At 65.4% G+C, this 13,326-nt stretch carries 15 protein-coding genes; 7 read left to right on the plus strand and 8 right to left on the minus strand.

Annotation, left to right across the window (positions count from 1 at the left end; translation table 11 throughout):
- Positions 1–473 precede the first annotated feature (473 nt).
- From pdxS to GFY24_RS37705, 5 genes are all read left to right on the plus strand, one after another.
- Entirely contained in the window at positions 474–1,376 is a 903-nt protein-coding gene (gene pdxS, locus GFY24_RS37685) for a pyridoxal 5'-phosphate synthase lyase subunit PdxS (RefSeq protein ID WP_309231815.1), read from the plus strand.
- A gap of 134 nt (positions 1,377–1,510) precedes the next feature.
- Complete coding sequence (locus GFY24_RS37690) at positions 1,511–2,167, plus strand: hypothetical protein (RefSeq protein WP_228567047.1); 657 nt, start codon at positions 1,511–1,513, stop codon at positions 2,165–2,167.
- The gene (locus tag GFY24_RS37695; RefSeq protein WP_153809905.1) at positions 2,164–3,168 is read left to right on the plus strand and encodes a nucleotidyl transferase AbiEii/AbiGii toxin family protein; all 1,005 of its coding nucleotides are present in this window, start codon (positions 2,164–2,166) and stop codon (positions 3,166–3,168) included. The genes GFY24_RS37690 and GFY24_RS37695 overlap by 4 nt, the downstream gene beginning before the upstream one ends.
- A gap of 279 nt (positions 3,169–3,447) precedes the next feature.
- Positions 3,448–4,317 carry an MHYT domain-containing protein gene (locus tag GFY24_RS37700; protein ID WP_153809906.1) on the plus strand — a complete coding sequence of 290 codons (870 nt, stop codon included), beginning with the start codon at positions 3,448–3,450 and terminating at the stop codon, positions 4,315–4,317.
- Positions 4,318–4,392: 75 nt separating this feature from the next.
- Positions 4,393–5,274 (plus strand): alpha/beta hydrolase, encoded by an 882-nt coding sequence (locus GFY24_RS37705; RefSeq protein ID WP_309231816.1) that lies wholly within the window; start codon positions 4,393–4,395, stop codon positions 5,272–5,274.
- Positions 5,275–5,282: 8 nt separating this feature from the next.
- On the opposite strand, the gene GFY24_RS37710 is transcribed toward GFY24_RS37705, so the two are convergent.
- A complete protein-coding gene (locus GFY24_RS37710; RefSeq protein ID WP_153809908.1) occupies positions 5,283–5,852 on the minus strand; it encodes a helix-turn-helix domain-containing protein in 570 nt (189 codons plus the stop codon).
- Positions 5,853–5,925: 73 nt separating this feature from the next.
- On the opposite strand from GFY24_RS37710, the gene GFY24_RS37715 reads away from it, so the two are divergent.
- Positions 5,926–7,338, plus strand: coding sequence for an MFS transporter (locus GFY24_RS37715; RefSeq protein ID WP_228567048.1), 1,413 nt, complete (start codon positions 5,926–5,928; stop codon positions 7,336–7,338).
- Positions 7,339–7,474: 136 nt separating this feature from the next.
- The gene (locus GFY24_RS37720) at positions 7,475–8,368 is read left to right on the plus strand and encodes an RNA polymerase sigma-70 factor (RefSeq protein WP_309231817.1); all 894 of its coding nucleotides are present in this window, start codon (positions 7,475–7,477) and stop codon (positions 8,366–8,368) included.
- A 54-nt stretch (positions 8,369–8,422) separates the two neighbouring features.
- Here GFY24_RS37720 and GFY24_RS37725 read toward each other — a convergent pair whose 3' ends face one another.
- From GFY24_RS37725 to GFY24_RS37755, 7 genes are all read right to left on the minus strand, one after another.
- Positions 8,423–9,109, minus strand: coding sequence for an HAD family phosphatase (locus GFY24_RS37725; RefSeq protein ID WP_153809910.1), 687 nt, complete (start codon positions 9,107–9,109; stop codon positions 8,423–8,425).
- A complete protein-coding gene (gene ribB / locus GFY24_RS37730; RefSeq protein ID WP_153809911.1) occupies positions 9,106–9,765 on the minus strand; it encodes a 3,4-dihydroxy-2-butanone-4-phosphate synthase in 660 nt (219 codons plus the stop codon). The genes GFY24_RS37725 and ribB overlap by 4 nt, the downstream gene beginning before the upstream one ends.
- A 103-nt stretch (positions 9,766–9,868) precedes the next feature.
- Entirely contained in the window at positions 9,869–10,207 is a 339-nt protein-coding gene (locus tag GFY24_RS37735) for a putative quinol monooxygenase (protein ID WP_153809912.1), read from the minus strand.
- Between the two features lie 159 nt (positions 10,208–10,366).
- Complete coding sequence (locus GFY24_RS37740; RefSeq protein WP_153809913.1) at positions 10,367–10,921, minus strand: DUF1990 family protein; 555 nt, start codon at positions 10,919–10,921, stop codon at positions 10,367–10,369.
- Positions 10,922–10,963: 42 nt separating this feature from the next.
- Complete coding sequence (locus GFY24_RS37745) at positions 10,964–11,146, minus strand: hypothetical protein (protein ID WP_153809914.1); 183 nt, start codon at positions 11,144–11,146, stop codon at positions 10,964–10,966.
- Between the two features lie 88 nt (positions 11,147–11,234).
- Positions 11,235–11,843 carry a hypothetical protein gene (locus GFY24_RS37750; protein WP_309231818.1) on the minus strand — a complete coding sequence of 203 codons (609 nt, stop codon included), beginning with the start codon at positions 11,841–11,843 and terminating at the stop codon, positions 11,235–11,237.
- A 43-nt stretch (positions 11,844–11,886) separates the two neighbouring features.
- Positions 11,887–13,323 (minus strand): hypothetical protein, encoded by a 1,437-nt coding sequence (locus GFY24_RS37755; protein ID WP_153809915.1) that lies wholly within the window; start codon positions 13,321–13,323, stop codon positions 11,887–11,889.
- Between the last annotated feature and the right edge of the window lie 3 nt (positions 13,324–13,326).

The raw sequence follows: 13,326 nt of genomic DNA on the forward strand, positions 1-13,326 counted from the left end.
AACTGGCCTGGTGCGGAACAGGTTCGGAGTTTCGATTGGATCGGTTGCCGGTGGTTTCCGGTTGTGCCCGACGGGGCAATCGCATCATCGAGATGTGGCGTATGCCGATCTCGGTTAGGGTCGAGGCGGTTTGGCGCGTATGCGGTGAACCGAGTGTGGAAGGTGATGGATCTCGTGTCTTATCTGCTCTACGACTTTCTGGTGCCGTATCTGGGTGAGTCGGCGGCCGAGTACTGGTCGACCATGCTGGTGATCAATCCGCTGGGGACGTCCAGCCCGTAGGTTCATGGATTCGGTCCCGCACCCGTCTCCTGTTGCGGCGCGATAGCCATTCGTTGTGATCTGGCTTACGCGGGAAACCGCAAGCAGTCCAGTCGTGTCCAACTGGCTATGAAGTGGCCTGATCGCTGGGCCTAGAATCGTTGTGTTCGACCCCGAGCGATTCTATTTGCCCAGATGATCAGGAGTTTGCCGTGACCTCGTCCGACACCACCCCCTCCATCGGCACCGCGCGCGTGAAGCGCGGCATGGCCGAGATGCTGAAGGGCGGTGTGATCATGGACGTCGTCAATGCCGAGCAGGCCAAGATCGCCGAAGACGCCGGTGCCGTCGCCGTCATGGCCCTCGAGCGCGTGCCCGCCGATATCCGCGCCCAGGGCGGCGTCTCCCGCATGTCCGATCCGGACATGATCGACGGCATCATCTCCGCGGTCTCCATCCCGGTCATGGCCAAGGCCCGCATCGGCCACTTCGTGGAGGCGCAGATCCTGCAGTCCCTCGGTGTCGACTACATCGACGAGTCCGAGGTGCTGACCCCCGCCGATTACGCCAACCACATCGACAAGTGGAACTTCACCGTCCCCTTCGTCTGTGGCGCCACCAACCTGGGCGAGGCCCTGCGTCGTATCACCGAGGGCGCGGCCATGATTCGCTCCAAGGGTGAGGCCGGCACCGGCGACGTCTCCAACGCCACCACCCACATGCGCACCATCCGCGGCGAGATCCGCCGCCTGACCTCGTTGTCCGAGGACGAGCTCTTCGTAGCCGCCAAGGAACTGCAGGCCCCCTACGAGCTGGTCCGCGAGATAGCCGAAACCGGCAAGCTCCCCGTCGTCATGTTCACCGCCGGCGGCATCGCCACCCCCGCCGACGCCGCCATGATGATGCAGCTCGGCGCCGAGGGCGTCTTCGTAGGCTCCGGCATCTTCAAGTCGGGCAACCCCGCCCAGCGTGCCGCCGCCATCGTCAAGGCGACCACCTTCTACGACGACCCGGACGTCCTCGCCAAGGTCTCTCGCGGCCTGGGCGAAGCCATGGTCGGCATCAACGTCGAAGACATCCCTCAGCCCCACCGCCTCGCCGAGCGCGGCTGGTAATCGGCCCCGCAACCTGAATTCGCACCGCCGGGCAGTCCTTTCGAGGATTGCCCGGCGGTTTTCTGTCAACTCGTAGTTGCCGCTGCGCGAAAACTCGCGCGACGCGGCAGCATTCGATTTGCGAGCATATGGTCGTGATGACAGCTCCACCGATATTCCAGGGCGATTTCGAGGCGCATCTGACCGTTCGCGTAGCTGACGAGACAAGTCTGACGGCGCTCGAACGGCATGCCGTGGCACAGGATCTGAAGTTCACGCACATTAGGCTGGCGCGTGGGCGGGTGCGGGATCAGCCGATGTTGACGGCGCGATACTCGGGAACCTTCTCGTCCGTGCGGGATTCGGTGGCCGAGCTGGTGGCCCGCATGACCGGGGCCGGATTTCCGTTGCTGCGTACGAAGATCGAGTCCACGCCCTGGACAATCGGGGTGCCCGCCACCGATACCGCCGCGGTGGCACTCGGCTCGAGCTATTACTTCGAGCATCATGTGAAGCTGTTGCTCGCAACCGATGTCGATTCCGCGCTGCTCACCGCGATCGCCATCGCGCACGCCGCCTATCTGTCCGCGAATGCGCGGCGTGTCCGGTCGGATCGCCGCGCGGAGCGCTTCGTGACGCAACGCTGCCGCGCGGTCGGTGAGCCGACCGCCGCCGCCCGACTCGCCGCGCTGTCGGCGGATCTGGCGGGCGGGCCCTACGAAATACTCTCCGTCGAACGCGAATTCGTCGTCTTCGACAGTGACGAATCCGTGGACGCGGGCTGGATCGATGAGAAGGGGGAGTTGCCGTGACTGTCACGCCTTGGGAGGAGTTGAGGCACGGTCCGTGGCGGCCTACACAGGTGGTCCCGACCGATCCGCCGACGGAGGAGGTTCGTGCTGCCAAGGGCCTGCCGCGCACCCTGTCCCCGGTCGCGGGGGAGGGCGTTGTGCAGCATCCGGTTTTCGATCCGGCCGTGGCGGAGTACTCCTACGGAATGCGTTTGAGCGAACCGCATTTCGCCGATCCAGAGCGCGGTGCCGCCTGGTTCGACGCCCGCCGTGCGGCCATCGACCATGTCCTCGCGGCCGTCGCGGATTCGCTGTGGGCATCGCAACTGATGCTGCGCGGCAGCGTACTGCTCAGTGCCTGGTACGGGTCGGCGGCCCGACAGCCCGGTGACGTGGATTTCATTGTGCTTCCACAGAATTGGCAGGTCGACGAACCCGCCACCGACGACATGTTCGGCGATATCGCCGTTCGTGCCGAGCGCGCCTCCCTCACACCCGAGAGCATGGTCCACCTGCACGCGGAAGGCGCACTCTCCGACAACATCTGGACCTACGATCGCGTCCCGGGCCGCCGACTGGTCCTACCCTGGACCGCTACCGGCCCCGATATCCCCTCCGGCACAGTCCAACTCGACTTCGTCTTCAACGAGACAATCCCCCAGCCCGCTGTCTGGTCGGACCTGCCCAACCTCTGCCACCCCGCCGCGCCGTCCCACCTCCTCACCGCAACCCCGGAGCTCTCTCTCGCCTGGAAACTGTTGTGGCTCACCACCGACATGCATCCCCAGGGCAAAGACTTCTACGACGCGGTCCTCCTGGCCGAAAACTGCCGCCTCCCCTACGACCTCCTCGCCACCGTCCTGACCCGCGAAACGAACGGTGCGTGGCTCCCGAACTTCCTGGCCGGCCTGGACAACAGCGCCGATTGGAAGGAATTCGCCAAGGACCACCCCCACCTGGCCGACCAACAACAATCCTTCATCGACCGCCTACAAGCCGCACTCGCGCATTTGAAGACCTGAGCGCTCGCCGCGCAGGTCGATCGACTTCTGATCGACTGTGCGACAGCGCTATCCGGCGGGTTGCTGAAACCGTCTCGTGTCAAGGAGTCCATACGCCCTACGGAAACCTGTTGTGTCCTGTCTCACACCCCGTTTTGCCTGCGAAATCGTGCTCCAGCAAACCTCAGCTACTTTCCGGGATTGTGCTGCTGCAAATTTACTACCTGGTGTTTCCTGGCTACTGTTCGCCACAGTCGCCGATGCATCTGCTGAAGCGCAGTCTTCTGGCAAGGAGCCCGCATGCTGGAAATCGACCAGTTCACCTATGGTTGGTTGACCCCCACGCTCGCGTATCTCATGTCCGTCATCGGCTCGTTGCTGGCATTGCGCTGCATGGTTCGCGCGCGCCGTCAGGCCGGGCATCGCGGCTGGATTATTACCGGGGCAATCGCGTTGGGGGGCACTGGAATCTGGGTCATGCACTTCATCGCCATGCTGGGCTTCTCGGTGCGTGATGCCACCATCCGCTACGACGTCCCGGTGACCGTGCTGAGCGCGTTGATCGCCATGGGCGTTGTCTGGCTTGGTCTTTCGATCGTGGTGCACCGGCGCGGCGGCGAATGGTTCGCCCTGATCACCGGCGGCGCGATCACCGGCCTCGGCGTGGCGGCCATGCACTACGCGGGCATGTACGCCATGAAAACCGATGTCTCCGTTCAATATGACCCATGGGTGGTGCTCGCCTCCCTGGTGATCGCGATCGTCGCCGCCACGGCCGCCCTCTGGTTCGCCCTCCATGTCCAGGGCCTGGCAGCCACCATCGGCGCGGCCTTGATCATGGGAATCGCCGTGTGCGGCATGCATTACACCGGCATGTTCGCCATGCACGCCCATGTCGCCGAGCATATGCACGCCCCCGCCGGCGCCCAAGCCAACCAACTCCTGACGCCTCTGATCATCGCGGTCAGCATGGTCACCATGATCATGCTCTTCCAGGTGGGCATCACCGAAATAGACGAACCCGACCTCAGTCGCATCCAAGGCCAATACGCCAGCCGCTTCTGGCCCAGCGACCACACCGAACTCCCACCCCGCCCCAAATTGCGCCCCGACGACTTCCCCACCGAAAATTTCGACCCCCACCGCATCGACCCCCGCCACCGCCGCTGACCTCCACTCCTTTGGTGGTACATGCATACCATTTACGTGGTACGTTCATGCCACCAAGGTTGGAAAGGGGAGATCGTGCCGAAGGTTGGGCGGTTCGCGAACGCCGAGGCGGAGCGGACTTATCAGGGTATCTACGAAGCGCTGGCAGCGCAGTGGCCGGTGCCGTTCACCGATCTCGAGATCGAAACATCTTTCGGCACAACACGAGTGCGCAAATCGGGGGAGGGTGCGGGGCTCCCACTTCTGCTGCTCCCGGGAATGTTCGGCAATGTGTTGTTCTGGCAGCCCTTCATCGCAGAATTGGCGCGCGATCGAGTGGTGTACGCCAGCGATGTCATCGGATGGCCCGGGCTCAGCACGCAGACCGCGCCTGTGCGCGATGAGGCCGATATCGCCCAATGGGTTGTCGAGGTGATCGACGGACTCGGTGTCGACCGAGTTCACCTGGCGGGGTATTCGGCGGGGGCATGGCTGAGTTCCGTTGTGGCGGTGCATAATTCCGATCGGCTGGCGAGTGTGAGCCTGTTGGAGCCCGCTCCGGCCACCTTCGCCACGCCGCCCTGGCGGGTGCTGCTGAAATTCCTGGCCGCCGGGATGCGGCCGACGCGCGCCAAGATGGAGAAGTTCAACCAATGGCTGCAGCCTGGGATTCACTCCACCGATCAGGAGTGGGACCTGATCCTGGCGAGCGTGAAGTTTCGGCCCGGTATGCCTTGGGCGCGGCCGGTCGGGGCGGAGCGTTTCGCCGCCATCGCCGCACCGATGCTGGTGTTGTTCGGTGCTGAAACGGTGGTGCATGATGCCGGCGGTGTGGCGGGCCTGGTGCGACGTCTCATTCCCTCGGCTGATGTCGAAATCTATTCCGGCGCAGGGCATGACATGTTATGGGCGCTGCCGGAGCGGGTGATTTCGCGGCTGCTGGACTTCGCCGCAGCACATGATCATGTGCTGAGTTGAGTTGGGGCTCAGCGGGATTCGGTGCGGACTACCGCCTTGTCGCCGTGTGGGCCGAATAGGTGCAGGATTTCCACCGGGGTGGTGTCGGCGGGGCCGAACCAGTGGGGTTCGGTGGTGTCGAATTCGGCTACTTCGCCCGGGGTGAGGGTTACTTCGCGGTCGCCGAGGATGAGGCGGAGGCGGCCCGCCAGGACGTAGAGCCATTCGTAGCCGGTGTGGGTGACCAGTTTTGGTTCGCGGGGGGACAGGACTTCTTTGAAGACCTGGACTCGGCCGGGATATTGGGTCAGGGGGACCAGGATGGTGCCTTTGCGTTTGCGCAGGGGTTTCAGGTGGACTCGGGGGTCGCCGGTGGCGGGGGCGGCGATGAGTTGGTCTACCGCTATGCGGTGGGCGCGGGCCAGGGGGATGAGTAGGTCGAGGGTGGGGCGGCGTTTGCCGGATTCCAGGCGGGACAGCACGGTGACGGAGAGGCCGGTGCCGGCCGCGAGTTCTTCCAGGGTGAGGCCACGGTCGTGCCGGATGGTGCGCAGGCGCGGGCCGATGTCGTCGAGTATTCGTGCCAGCTCCGCATCCATGGATACCAGTTTGCGGTTTCCGCAAAGATGCTGGACCGGCGGGTCCGATTCTCGCGACCATTCGCGGAGTCATATGACTTCGAACGAAGGGCCGATAATGACCGTCACCCGAACCGAACCGGTACCACCGGTACTCACCGCCCGCCGGCGCTGGAGCATTCTCGCGGTGTGCAGCGCTGCCATGTTTCTGGTCGGCATGGACACCACCATCGTGAATATCGGTCTCCCCGCGATCGGGGCGGGCCTGGATGTCGGGGTGCGCGGCCTCGAATGGACGGTGGACGCGTACACGCTGGTGCTGGCGAGTCTGCTGATCACCTCCGGCGCACTGGCCGACCGTTTCGGACGGCGTCGCGTATTTCGAATCGGCTTGGGCGTCTTCGGAATCGCCTCGCTGCTGTGCGCGGTCGCACCCACGGCCGGTGTGCTCATCGCGGCGCGAATCGGTCAGGGCGTGGGCGGATCCATGCTGAGCCCCGTCGCGCTCGCGATTGTCGTGAACGCCATTACCGATCCGAAGCAGCGGGCACAGGCGATCGGCATCTGGGCCTCGGTCTTCGGGCTGAGTATGGCCGCCGGACCGGTCATCGGCGGCGCGCTCATCTCCGGGCTCGGCTGGCGCTCGGTGTTCTGGATCAATGCCCCGATCATTGTGATCGCCCTGGTGCTGAGCGCGAAGGTGCTGCCGGAATCCCGTGCGGCACAGGCTCGTCGGCTCGATATCCCCGGTCAGGTTCTGCTCATCCTCATGGTCGGCGCCTCGGTGGCGGTGCTCATCGAAGGCCCGCACATCGGCTGGACGACACCACTGACCCTGGCGGGCTATGTCGTGATCATCGCGGCGGCAATCGCATTCGCATACATCGAACCCAAGCGGCCCGCCCCGTTGATGGACCTGCGACTCTTCCGCCGCCCCACCTTCTCCGCCGCTGTCCTGGGCGCGGTGGCGATATTCGTCGCTCTCAATGCCACCCTCTTGATCAACACTCTCTACCTCCAGCACGCCCGGGGCATGTCCCCGGCCGAAGCTGGAATATTCACCCTCCCGATGGCATTCGGCGCAACCTTCTGCGCCCCGCTCGCGGGCTACCTGGTCGGCCGCTTCGGCCCCAGAATGCCCCTCACCCTCGCGGGCGGGTTCATCGCGACCGGCGGCCTCTGCCTGCTGGACCTCACGACCGACACCGGTACGCCCCAGCTGCTGCTGTCCTACCTGCTGATCGGAGTGGGCTTCGGCTTCGCCAACGCCCCCATCACCAATACCGCCGTGAACGGCCTCCCGCCCGCCCAATCCGGCGTAGCAGGCGGAATCACCTCGACCGCAAGGCAATTCGGTGCGGCCCTGGGCATCGCGATCGCGGGCGGCCTGATCTCCGGTGCGAGCCCCGATCGCCTCGCTCAGGTCTCGCATCCGGCGTGGATGTTGGTCGCCGCCTGCGGCGTACTTCTGTTGGCGGTCGCGTGGGCGTCGCCGAAACCGGCCTAGGCTCTGCGTGCCTATGCTGCGATGACCGGGGACGATGAGCGCCACGTGACGGCCGTCACGGGTGGGTGTGTCACAAAATATGGTTGAGCGGCATCTTGTGAACACCACCGCCGACAGCATCGACAGGAGCGTAGCCGTGAGCGACGAACGCAGCCCGGACCCAGCCACCGAAGCCTTTGTCGCACACCGCAACCTGCTGTTCACCGTCGCCTACGAGATGCTCGGCTCGGCTGCCGACGCCGAGGACGCACTGCAGGAGACGTGGCTGCGCTGGGCGGACGTGGATCTCGATACGGTCCGCGATCAGCGCGCCTACCTGGTTCGGATCGTCACCCGGCAGGCGCTCGGCCGCCTGCGCGCACTGGGTCGCCGCAAGGAGTCCTATGTCGGCTCCTGGCTGCCCGAACCACTGCTCACCACACCCGATGTGGCCGAGGATGTCGAACTCGCTGAGAGCGTTTCGATGGCGATGCTGCTGGTGCTGGAGACCCTCACCCCGACCGAGCGCGCGGTGTTCGTACTGCGCGAGGTCTTCGACCTGGACTACGACGAAATCGCCGAGGCCGTCGACAAGACTCCGGCCGCGGTCCGTCAGATCGCCCATCGAGCGAGGTCGCATGTCGCCGCCCGCCGCCCGCGCGGCGAGGTCTCCCCGGCCGATACCCGAGGCGCGCTCGCGGCCTTCCAGCACGCCGTGGAGACCGGCGATATGCAGGGCCTGCTGGATATCCTCGCCCCGGATGTCGTCTTCCTCGGCGACGGCGGCGGTATCAAACAGGCTGTGCTGCAGCCCATCTCGGGCGCGGACAAGGTGGCCCGCCTACTCGCCCACGGCCAGATCCGCACCGGGGGTGCGATCATGCGCCCCGCCGAGGTGAACGGCTATCCGGCGCTGATCGTGCATCTCGACGGCGAGCTCGACACCGTCATGGCCTTGCGCATCGACGACGGTCGCATTACCGGCCTGTACGCCGTCCGCAATCCCGAGAAGCTCTCGCATATGGGGCGTGAGACCAGCCTGAGCCGCTGACCCTCACCGCTGCGCGTACTCATTCTCCCCCAGGTTCGGACGCGCCTATCGCGGTCAGCGGGTGAGCGGTGCCGATTCGGCAGCTGATGCGGCCAAGGCGCTGTGTAACCAGTCATACGCCGCGACCGCGTCGACGGCGTGATGATCGGCCAAATCCAATTCGACCGGGCGGGATACCGATGCCCAGCTGGGGATAGCGAGAACTCGCATTCCGGCGGTATAGGCCGATCGGATCCCGGCAATCGAATCCTCCACCGCCACACAGTGCTTCGGCTCCACCCCGAGCTGGGCGGCGGTATACAGGTAGGGCGCGGGATCGGGTTTGACCGCAGTCCGGTCCTCGCCGGTCACCACGATCCGGAAGTGCCGGTGCAGGTCGAACCGAGCGAGGGTGGCATGCACGAAACGTCCCGGAGAAGCCGACACCAAACCCGTTGCCGCCGCGCCAACCGCTATTGACAGCAGCCTCTCGACCCCCGGCAGCAGTGCCGTTCGCCCGGCCCGGACCTCGCGGATCATCAGATCGGTGCACTCCGCGCTGACTTGCTCAACCGATACACCGCACACCTGCGCGACATGGCGTGCCCAGTCACCACGGCCATGAGTGTGCTGCCGATCGATATCGGTCCAGATGTGTCCGTGGCGTGCGGTGTAGTCGGCCCAGCATCGGTCCCACGGTTCCATGGTGGCGACCAGTGTGCCATCCAAATCGAACAGGATCGCGTCGATCCGACAGCTCACGCCCGAACCGCCGCACCGGCGTGATGACTGATCAACTGATCGATCGAAATCAGTTTCAGTCCATGGGTATCGGCGAACGCCCGCAGCGCGGCCAACCGCATCACCGACCCGTCGTCATGACAAACCTCGCTGATCGCCGCCACCGGAGTCAACCCCGCCAGCCGCATCAGCTCCACCCCCGCCTCGGTATGCCCCTGCCGTTCCGCCAGCCCGCCCGGGTGCGCCCGCAATGGAAACACGTGCCCCGGCCGCTGCAAATCTCCGGTGGCGGTCGACGGGTGAGCCAATGCGCGCAAGGTGATGGCCCTATCCTCAGCGCTGATCCCGGAGACCACGCCCTGCACCGCATCGACGGTGACGGTGAATGCCGTCTGCTTACAGTCCTGATTGGCCGTGGTCATCGGCGGCAAGTCGAGCCGATCAGCGAACTCGCCCGGCATTGGCGCACAAACCACACCACCGGTGTACCGAATCAAAAAGCCGAGGGCCTCCGGCGTAGCCAACTCGGCCGCCATGATCAAATCGCCCTCGTTCTCGCGATTCTCATTGTCGACCACGATCACCATCCGGCCGGCCGCGACCTCCCGCACCGCGTCGTCCACCGTGTCGAACGCGTGCTCCCGATACTTACCCCGGGTGGAATTGGTTGTCTGCATGGGCCCTCCGTGGTCACAGGATGAAACCGACGAGAAATCCACAGCCGACCCTAATAGAACCGATTGTCATTTCCCTGGATCCATCCCCCGGGCAAGTCCCGTGTCACTCGATGGGGTGGTTGCGCACGTGGACGGCATGGCCGTAGCAGCCTTCGGGCTGCCGAGCCAGGAGCGGGGGAAGCTGGCGAGTCACCGCTGCGACGGGCTCGGAGTGGTTGGTCGCGTCGTGCGCGTCCTTATCGATCCATAGCTGCGTCAGCCACACCGTGTCCGGGTCGTCGAAGGCGGTGTTGATGCTGAAATCGAGCAGCCCGCTGTTATCGCCACCGGCACGAAATCCATTGAGGAGTACGGCAATCAACTCCTCACGCCGACCAGGCAGTGCGGTCATTCGCCCGTAAACGCTGAACATCTCGTGATCCGCCACGATTTCGCCCTTCATCCGATCGATCCGCACTCGAGCCTACGTGTCCAACCACCCGAAACAGTCAGGGCCGCAGCGGTATCCGCCGATGCGGTGCAGCCGTCGCGTGTGCAGGCAATGGCGCTGGTATACCTCGGGGACGGTCCTGCGTCAGTACATGCACGTCGCTGGAACAGGTCAGTAGCGGGGGCGGAGGGCGCGCAGGTAGCGGCGGCGGTAGTGGCGCTGGGCGATGAGGAGGGCGGGGAAGGCCAGGCGCCAAGAGGCTTTGGAGGCGGGGCGGGTCAGGGAGCGCAGGGTCAGCCAGACGGTGCCGTCGGGGGAGCGGTGGACTATGAAGGCTTCCTCGCCGGAGACGGGGTGGCCGGGGAGGGTGCCGTAGGCGAAGCCGCAGCGGGTGAGGGTTTCGACCGCGGCCACCACGCGGACCGGTTCATGGATTGTGAACGGGCCGATGGCGGCTTTGATCCGGTAGTCGTGGCCCTCGGTCGCACGGAGGGCGGAGCCGGTGACGGGTTCGACCTGGAATCCGCTGCGGTGCTTCACTTCCCAGTCCATGACGGCCGCGCAAGCCTCGCGCCAATCGGCTTCGCCGTGGCCGATGGTGGCGGTGCGCTCGTAGTGGCGGTAGCCCGGAACTTCCACGGACCACTCGGGTTCGGCGGGTTGGGTGCCGCCTATCGGGGCATAGGTCAGCCCTTCGGCATTGTGGGCTGGGTCGTTCTCGGACATCGCTCTCCTGTCGATCGGGTCGCCCAGATCAGGCTATCGAGGTCAGGAGTAATCGCGGAAAGTCATGAGGAAGCCCACTATCGCGATGGCGAGCAGGGCTATCCAGGCGGCGATGCGCAGGGCGAGCCAGGGGAGGTCGCGGACGAACAATCCGCTGATCATGAAGGTGAGCAGCATCAGCACGCCGTAGAAGGGTGTGCGCTGGGGATGCTGTCCCAGTTTCATAATGCCTGGATACGCCTGTTCGCTGGGACACGCCAATGCTGCCGGTGGCCGGGTCGATTCATTGGATGCAGTGGGTCCGCGTACCGACCTATTTCTGATCTACCGCCGCGATGGCCGGGCGGTCCGGATGATCCCAGGCGACCAGCAGATCGGGATCCTCCAACTGTTGCTGCTCCAGGACGGCCGCGATGGTGAATCTCTCCTCGGTGCGACGGCGTAGCGCCGCCTCGGACATGCGCAGTCCGATCGTGAGATCGAAATCGAGTCCGCGCCCGAGCAGCATCGGCCCCGCGACCAGCAGAATCGTTCCGGGTAATGCGGTGCGAATGCGCGCGCGGGCCGAGCGATCGGCCTGCTCATTCCATAACGCGGGCAACCACCGTCCACTGTCCCGAAGTGGTTTCAGCACTTCACGATTCAGCGCCGAATAGTCGAACCAGCCGGTGCGGTAGGTGTATTCGTCCTCCCGATCGAATTCCAGCCGCACCGAGGCCGGTCGCACGAAATCGTGCAGCGACACCACTTCGGCGGGCCGCCCGGTCGCCCGCAGCAGTTCGATGACCGCCCGCGCGAGGGACACTGGATCGGCGGCGTCCGCGCCATCGACGGCGATCACCGCGAACCCGGACAGCTCGCTCGCGCGCTGTGCGACCAGCCTGGCCAAGGCATCCGGGGTGATGGCGGTGAATTCGGGCACCCGACCATCATGGTCGATTCGCGGGCGTGGCCGCCCGTGCGGGTCAGCGATATTCGGCCAATCGCGGGCGGACACCCAACAGGATCAGCGACAGGATGGCCGCCGTGCCCGCGAGCGGCAGCCAGTTGTTCCAGCCGGCGAGCGCGGATTCGGTCTCGCCGATCGAGGCGTCGAAGGCGCGCTGATTGATATCGATGGTGGCGACCAGCGCATTGTCGTATGCGGTGAAGTGCTCGTTCGACGACCCGGTGCACAGTGCGATGGCGGCAGGTAGATCGGTGCGCGCCAGCTCGCGAATCCTCCGATCGTCGCGCTGATACACCTGATAGGCGTTCAGCGTGCCGACCGCGGTGTCGCGCTCGCCCGCGAAGGTGATGTTGCGCAACTCCTTTCCGAGGAACGAGTCGGCGCTCAAGTTCACCTCGCCGGTCGTGCGGTAGGCGGTGAGCGCAGTGTCGAGCCCGGCGTCGTAGTCGAAAACGCTGTGCACCGGGACGCCCGCCAACCGCTGGGAGGCGGTGAGGAACGCCTGCTGATGCTCGGCCGCGTGCTCGGGATCGAGCAGGTAGCGGCTCTCATCGGCATTGGCGCTGTAGCCGACCGCCCGCGCCTGGCGCAGGGCCAGCAGCGAGTCGAAGGCGTCCTTCTTTGCGATGGTGAGTTGCTGTGCGGCCGTGCTGTTTCCGGCGAAACCGCCGATCAGCAGCGCGGTACCGAGTGCGGTCGCCACGATCAATGCCGGATTGAGGCGGCGGTGCATGGTCACCCGCAGCAGAATCTGCAGCCCGATCAGCGTGCCCAGTAACAGGGCGCCGAGTACCGCCAACCGAATGCGGGCCGCGACAGTCGTGTGTTCCGCTGTGCTGTAAGAGCTTTCGAGTACTCCGCTATTGGAGTCGGCCAGTTTCTGTGCTCGCGCGAGCAGATCCGGCACCAGGCCGCTCGCACTGCGGTAGTCCTCCAGGGTGCGCGCGGACGGCTGGCCGGCGGGGCCGCGATCGAGATCCGACAGCTGCATTGTCTCGGCCGCGAGCGCCTCGTACTGTCCGAAGCGGTCGAGCAGCTCGCGAATCCGGAGCGCGGCATCATCCCCGGTGGCGATGGTCATGGCCTGTTGCAGGTCGGCATCGGCCTGGACGCGACGGTGCTCGTACCCGGTCAGGGCCGCGGCCCGGGTTGCGGCGAGCACGGAATCATCACCGGCGAGCAGCACATTCGCCAACTGCGCATCCATATCCGCGAGTGCGAAATACAGATCCTCGGTCGCGGTGACGGTGGGTGCGGTGCGCTGCCCGATCACCTCGACCGCGGTACGGGTGGATCCGGCGTCGGTGCCCAGGAATACGGCCGTGATTACCACGAGCAGGGCCGCCGCGAGCGCGAGATAGCGGATCCACGCCGGGATGTCCGCGCGGCTCGGTAGTGCGCGGATGCCGCCGATCGAGGTGCGGGTCGGGCGGGGCCGGGTAATCGTTGTCATCGA

Origin of the sequence: Nocardia sp. SYP-A9097 (genome assembly GCF_009649815.1) — a bacterium.
In the GTDB taxonomy this organism is placed as follows: Bacteria; Actinomycetota; Actinomycetes; order Mycobacteriales; family Mycobacteriaceae; genus Nocardia.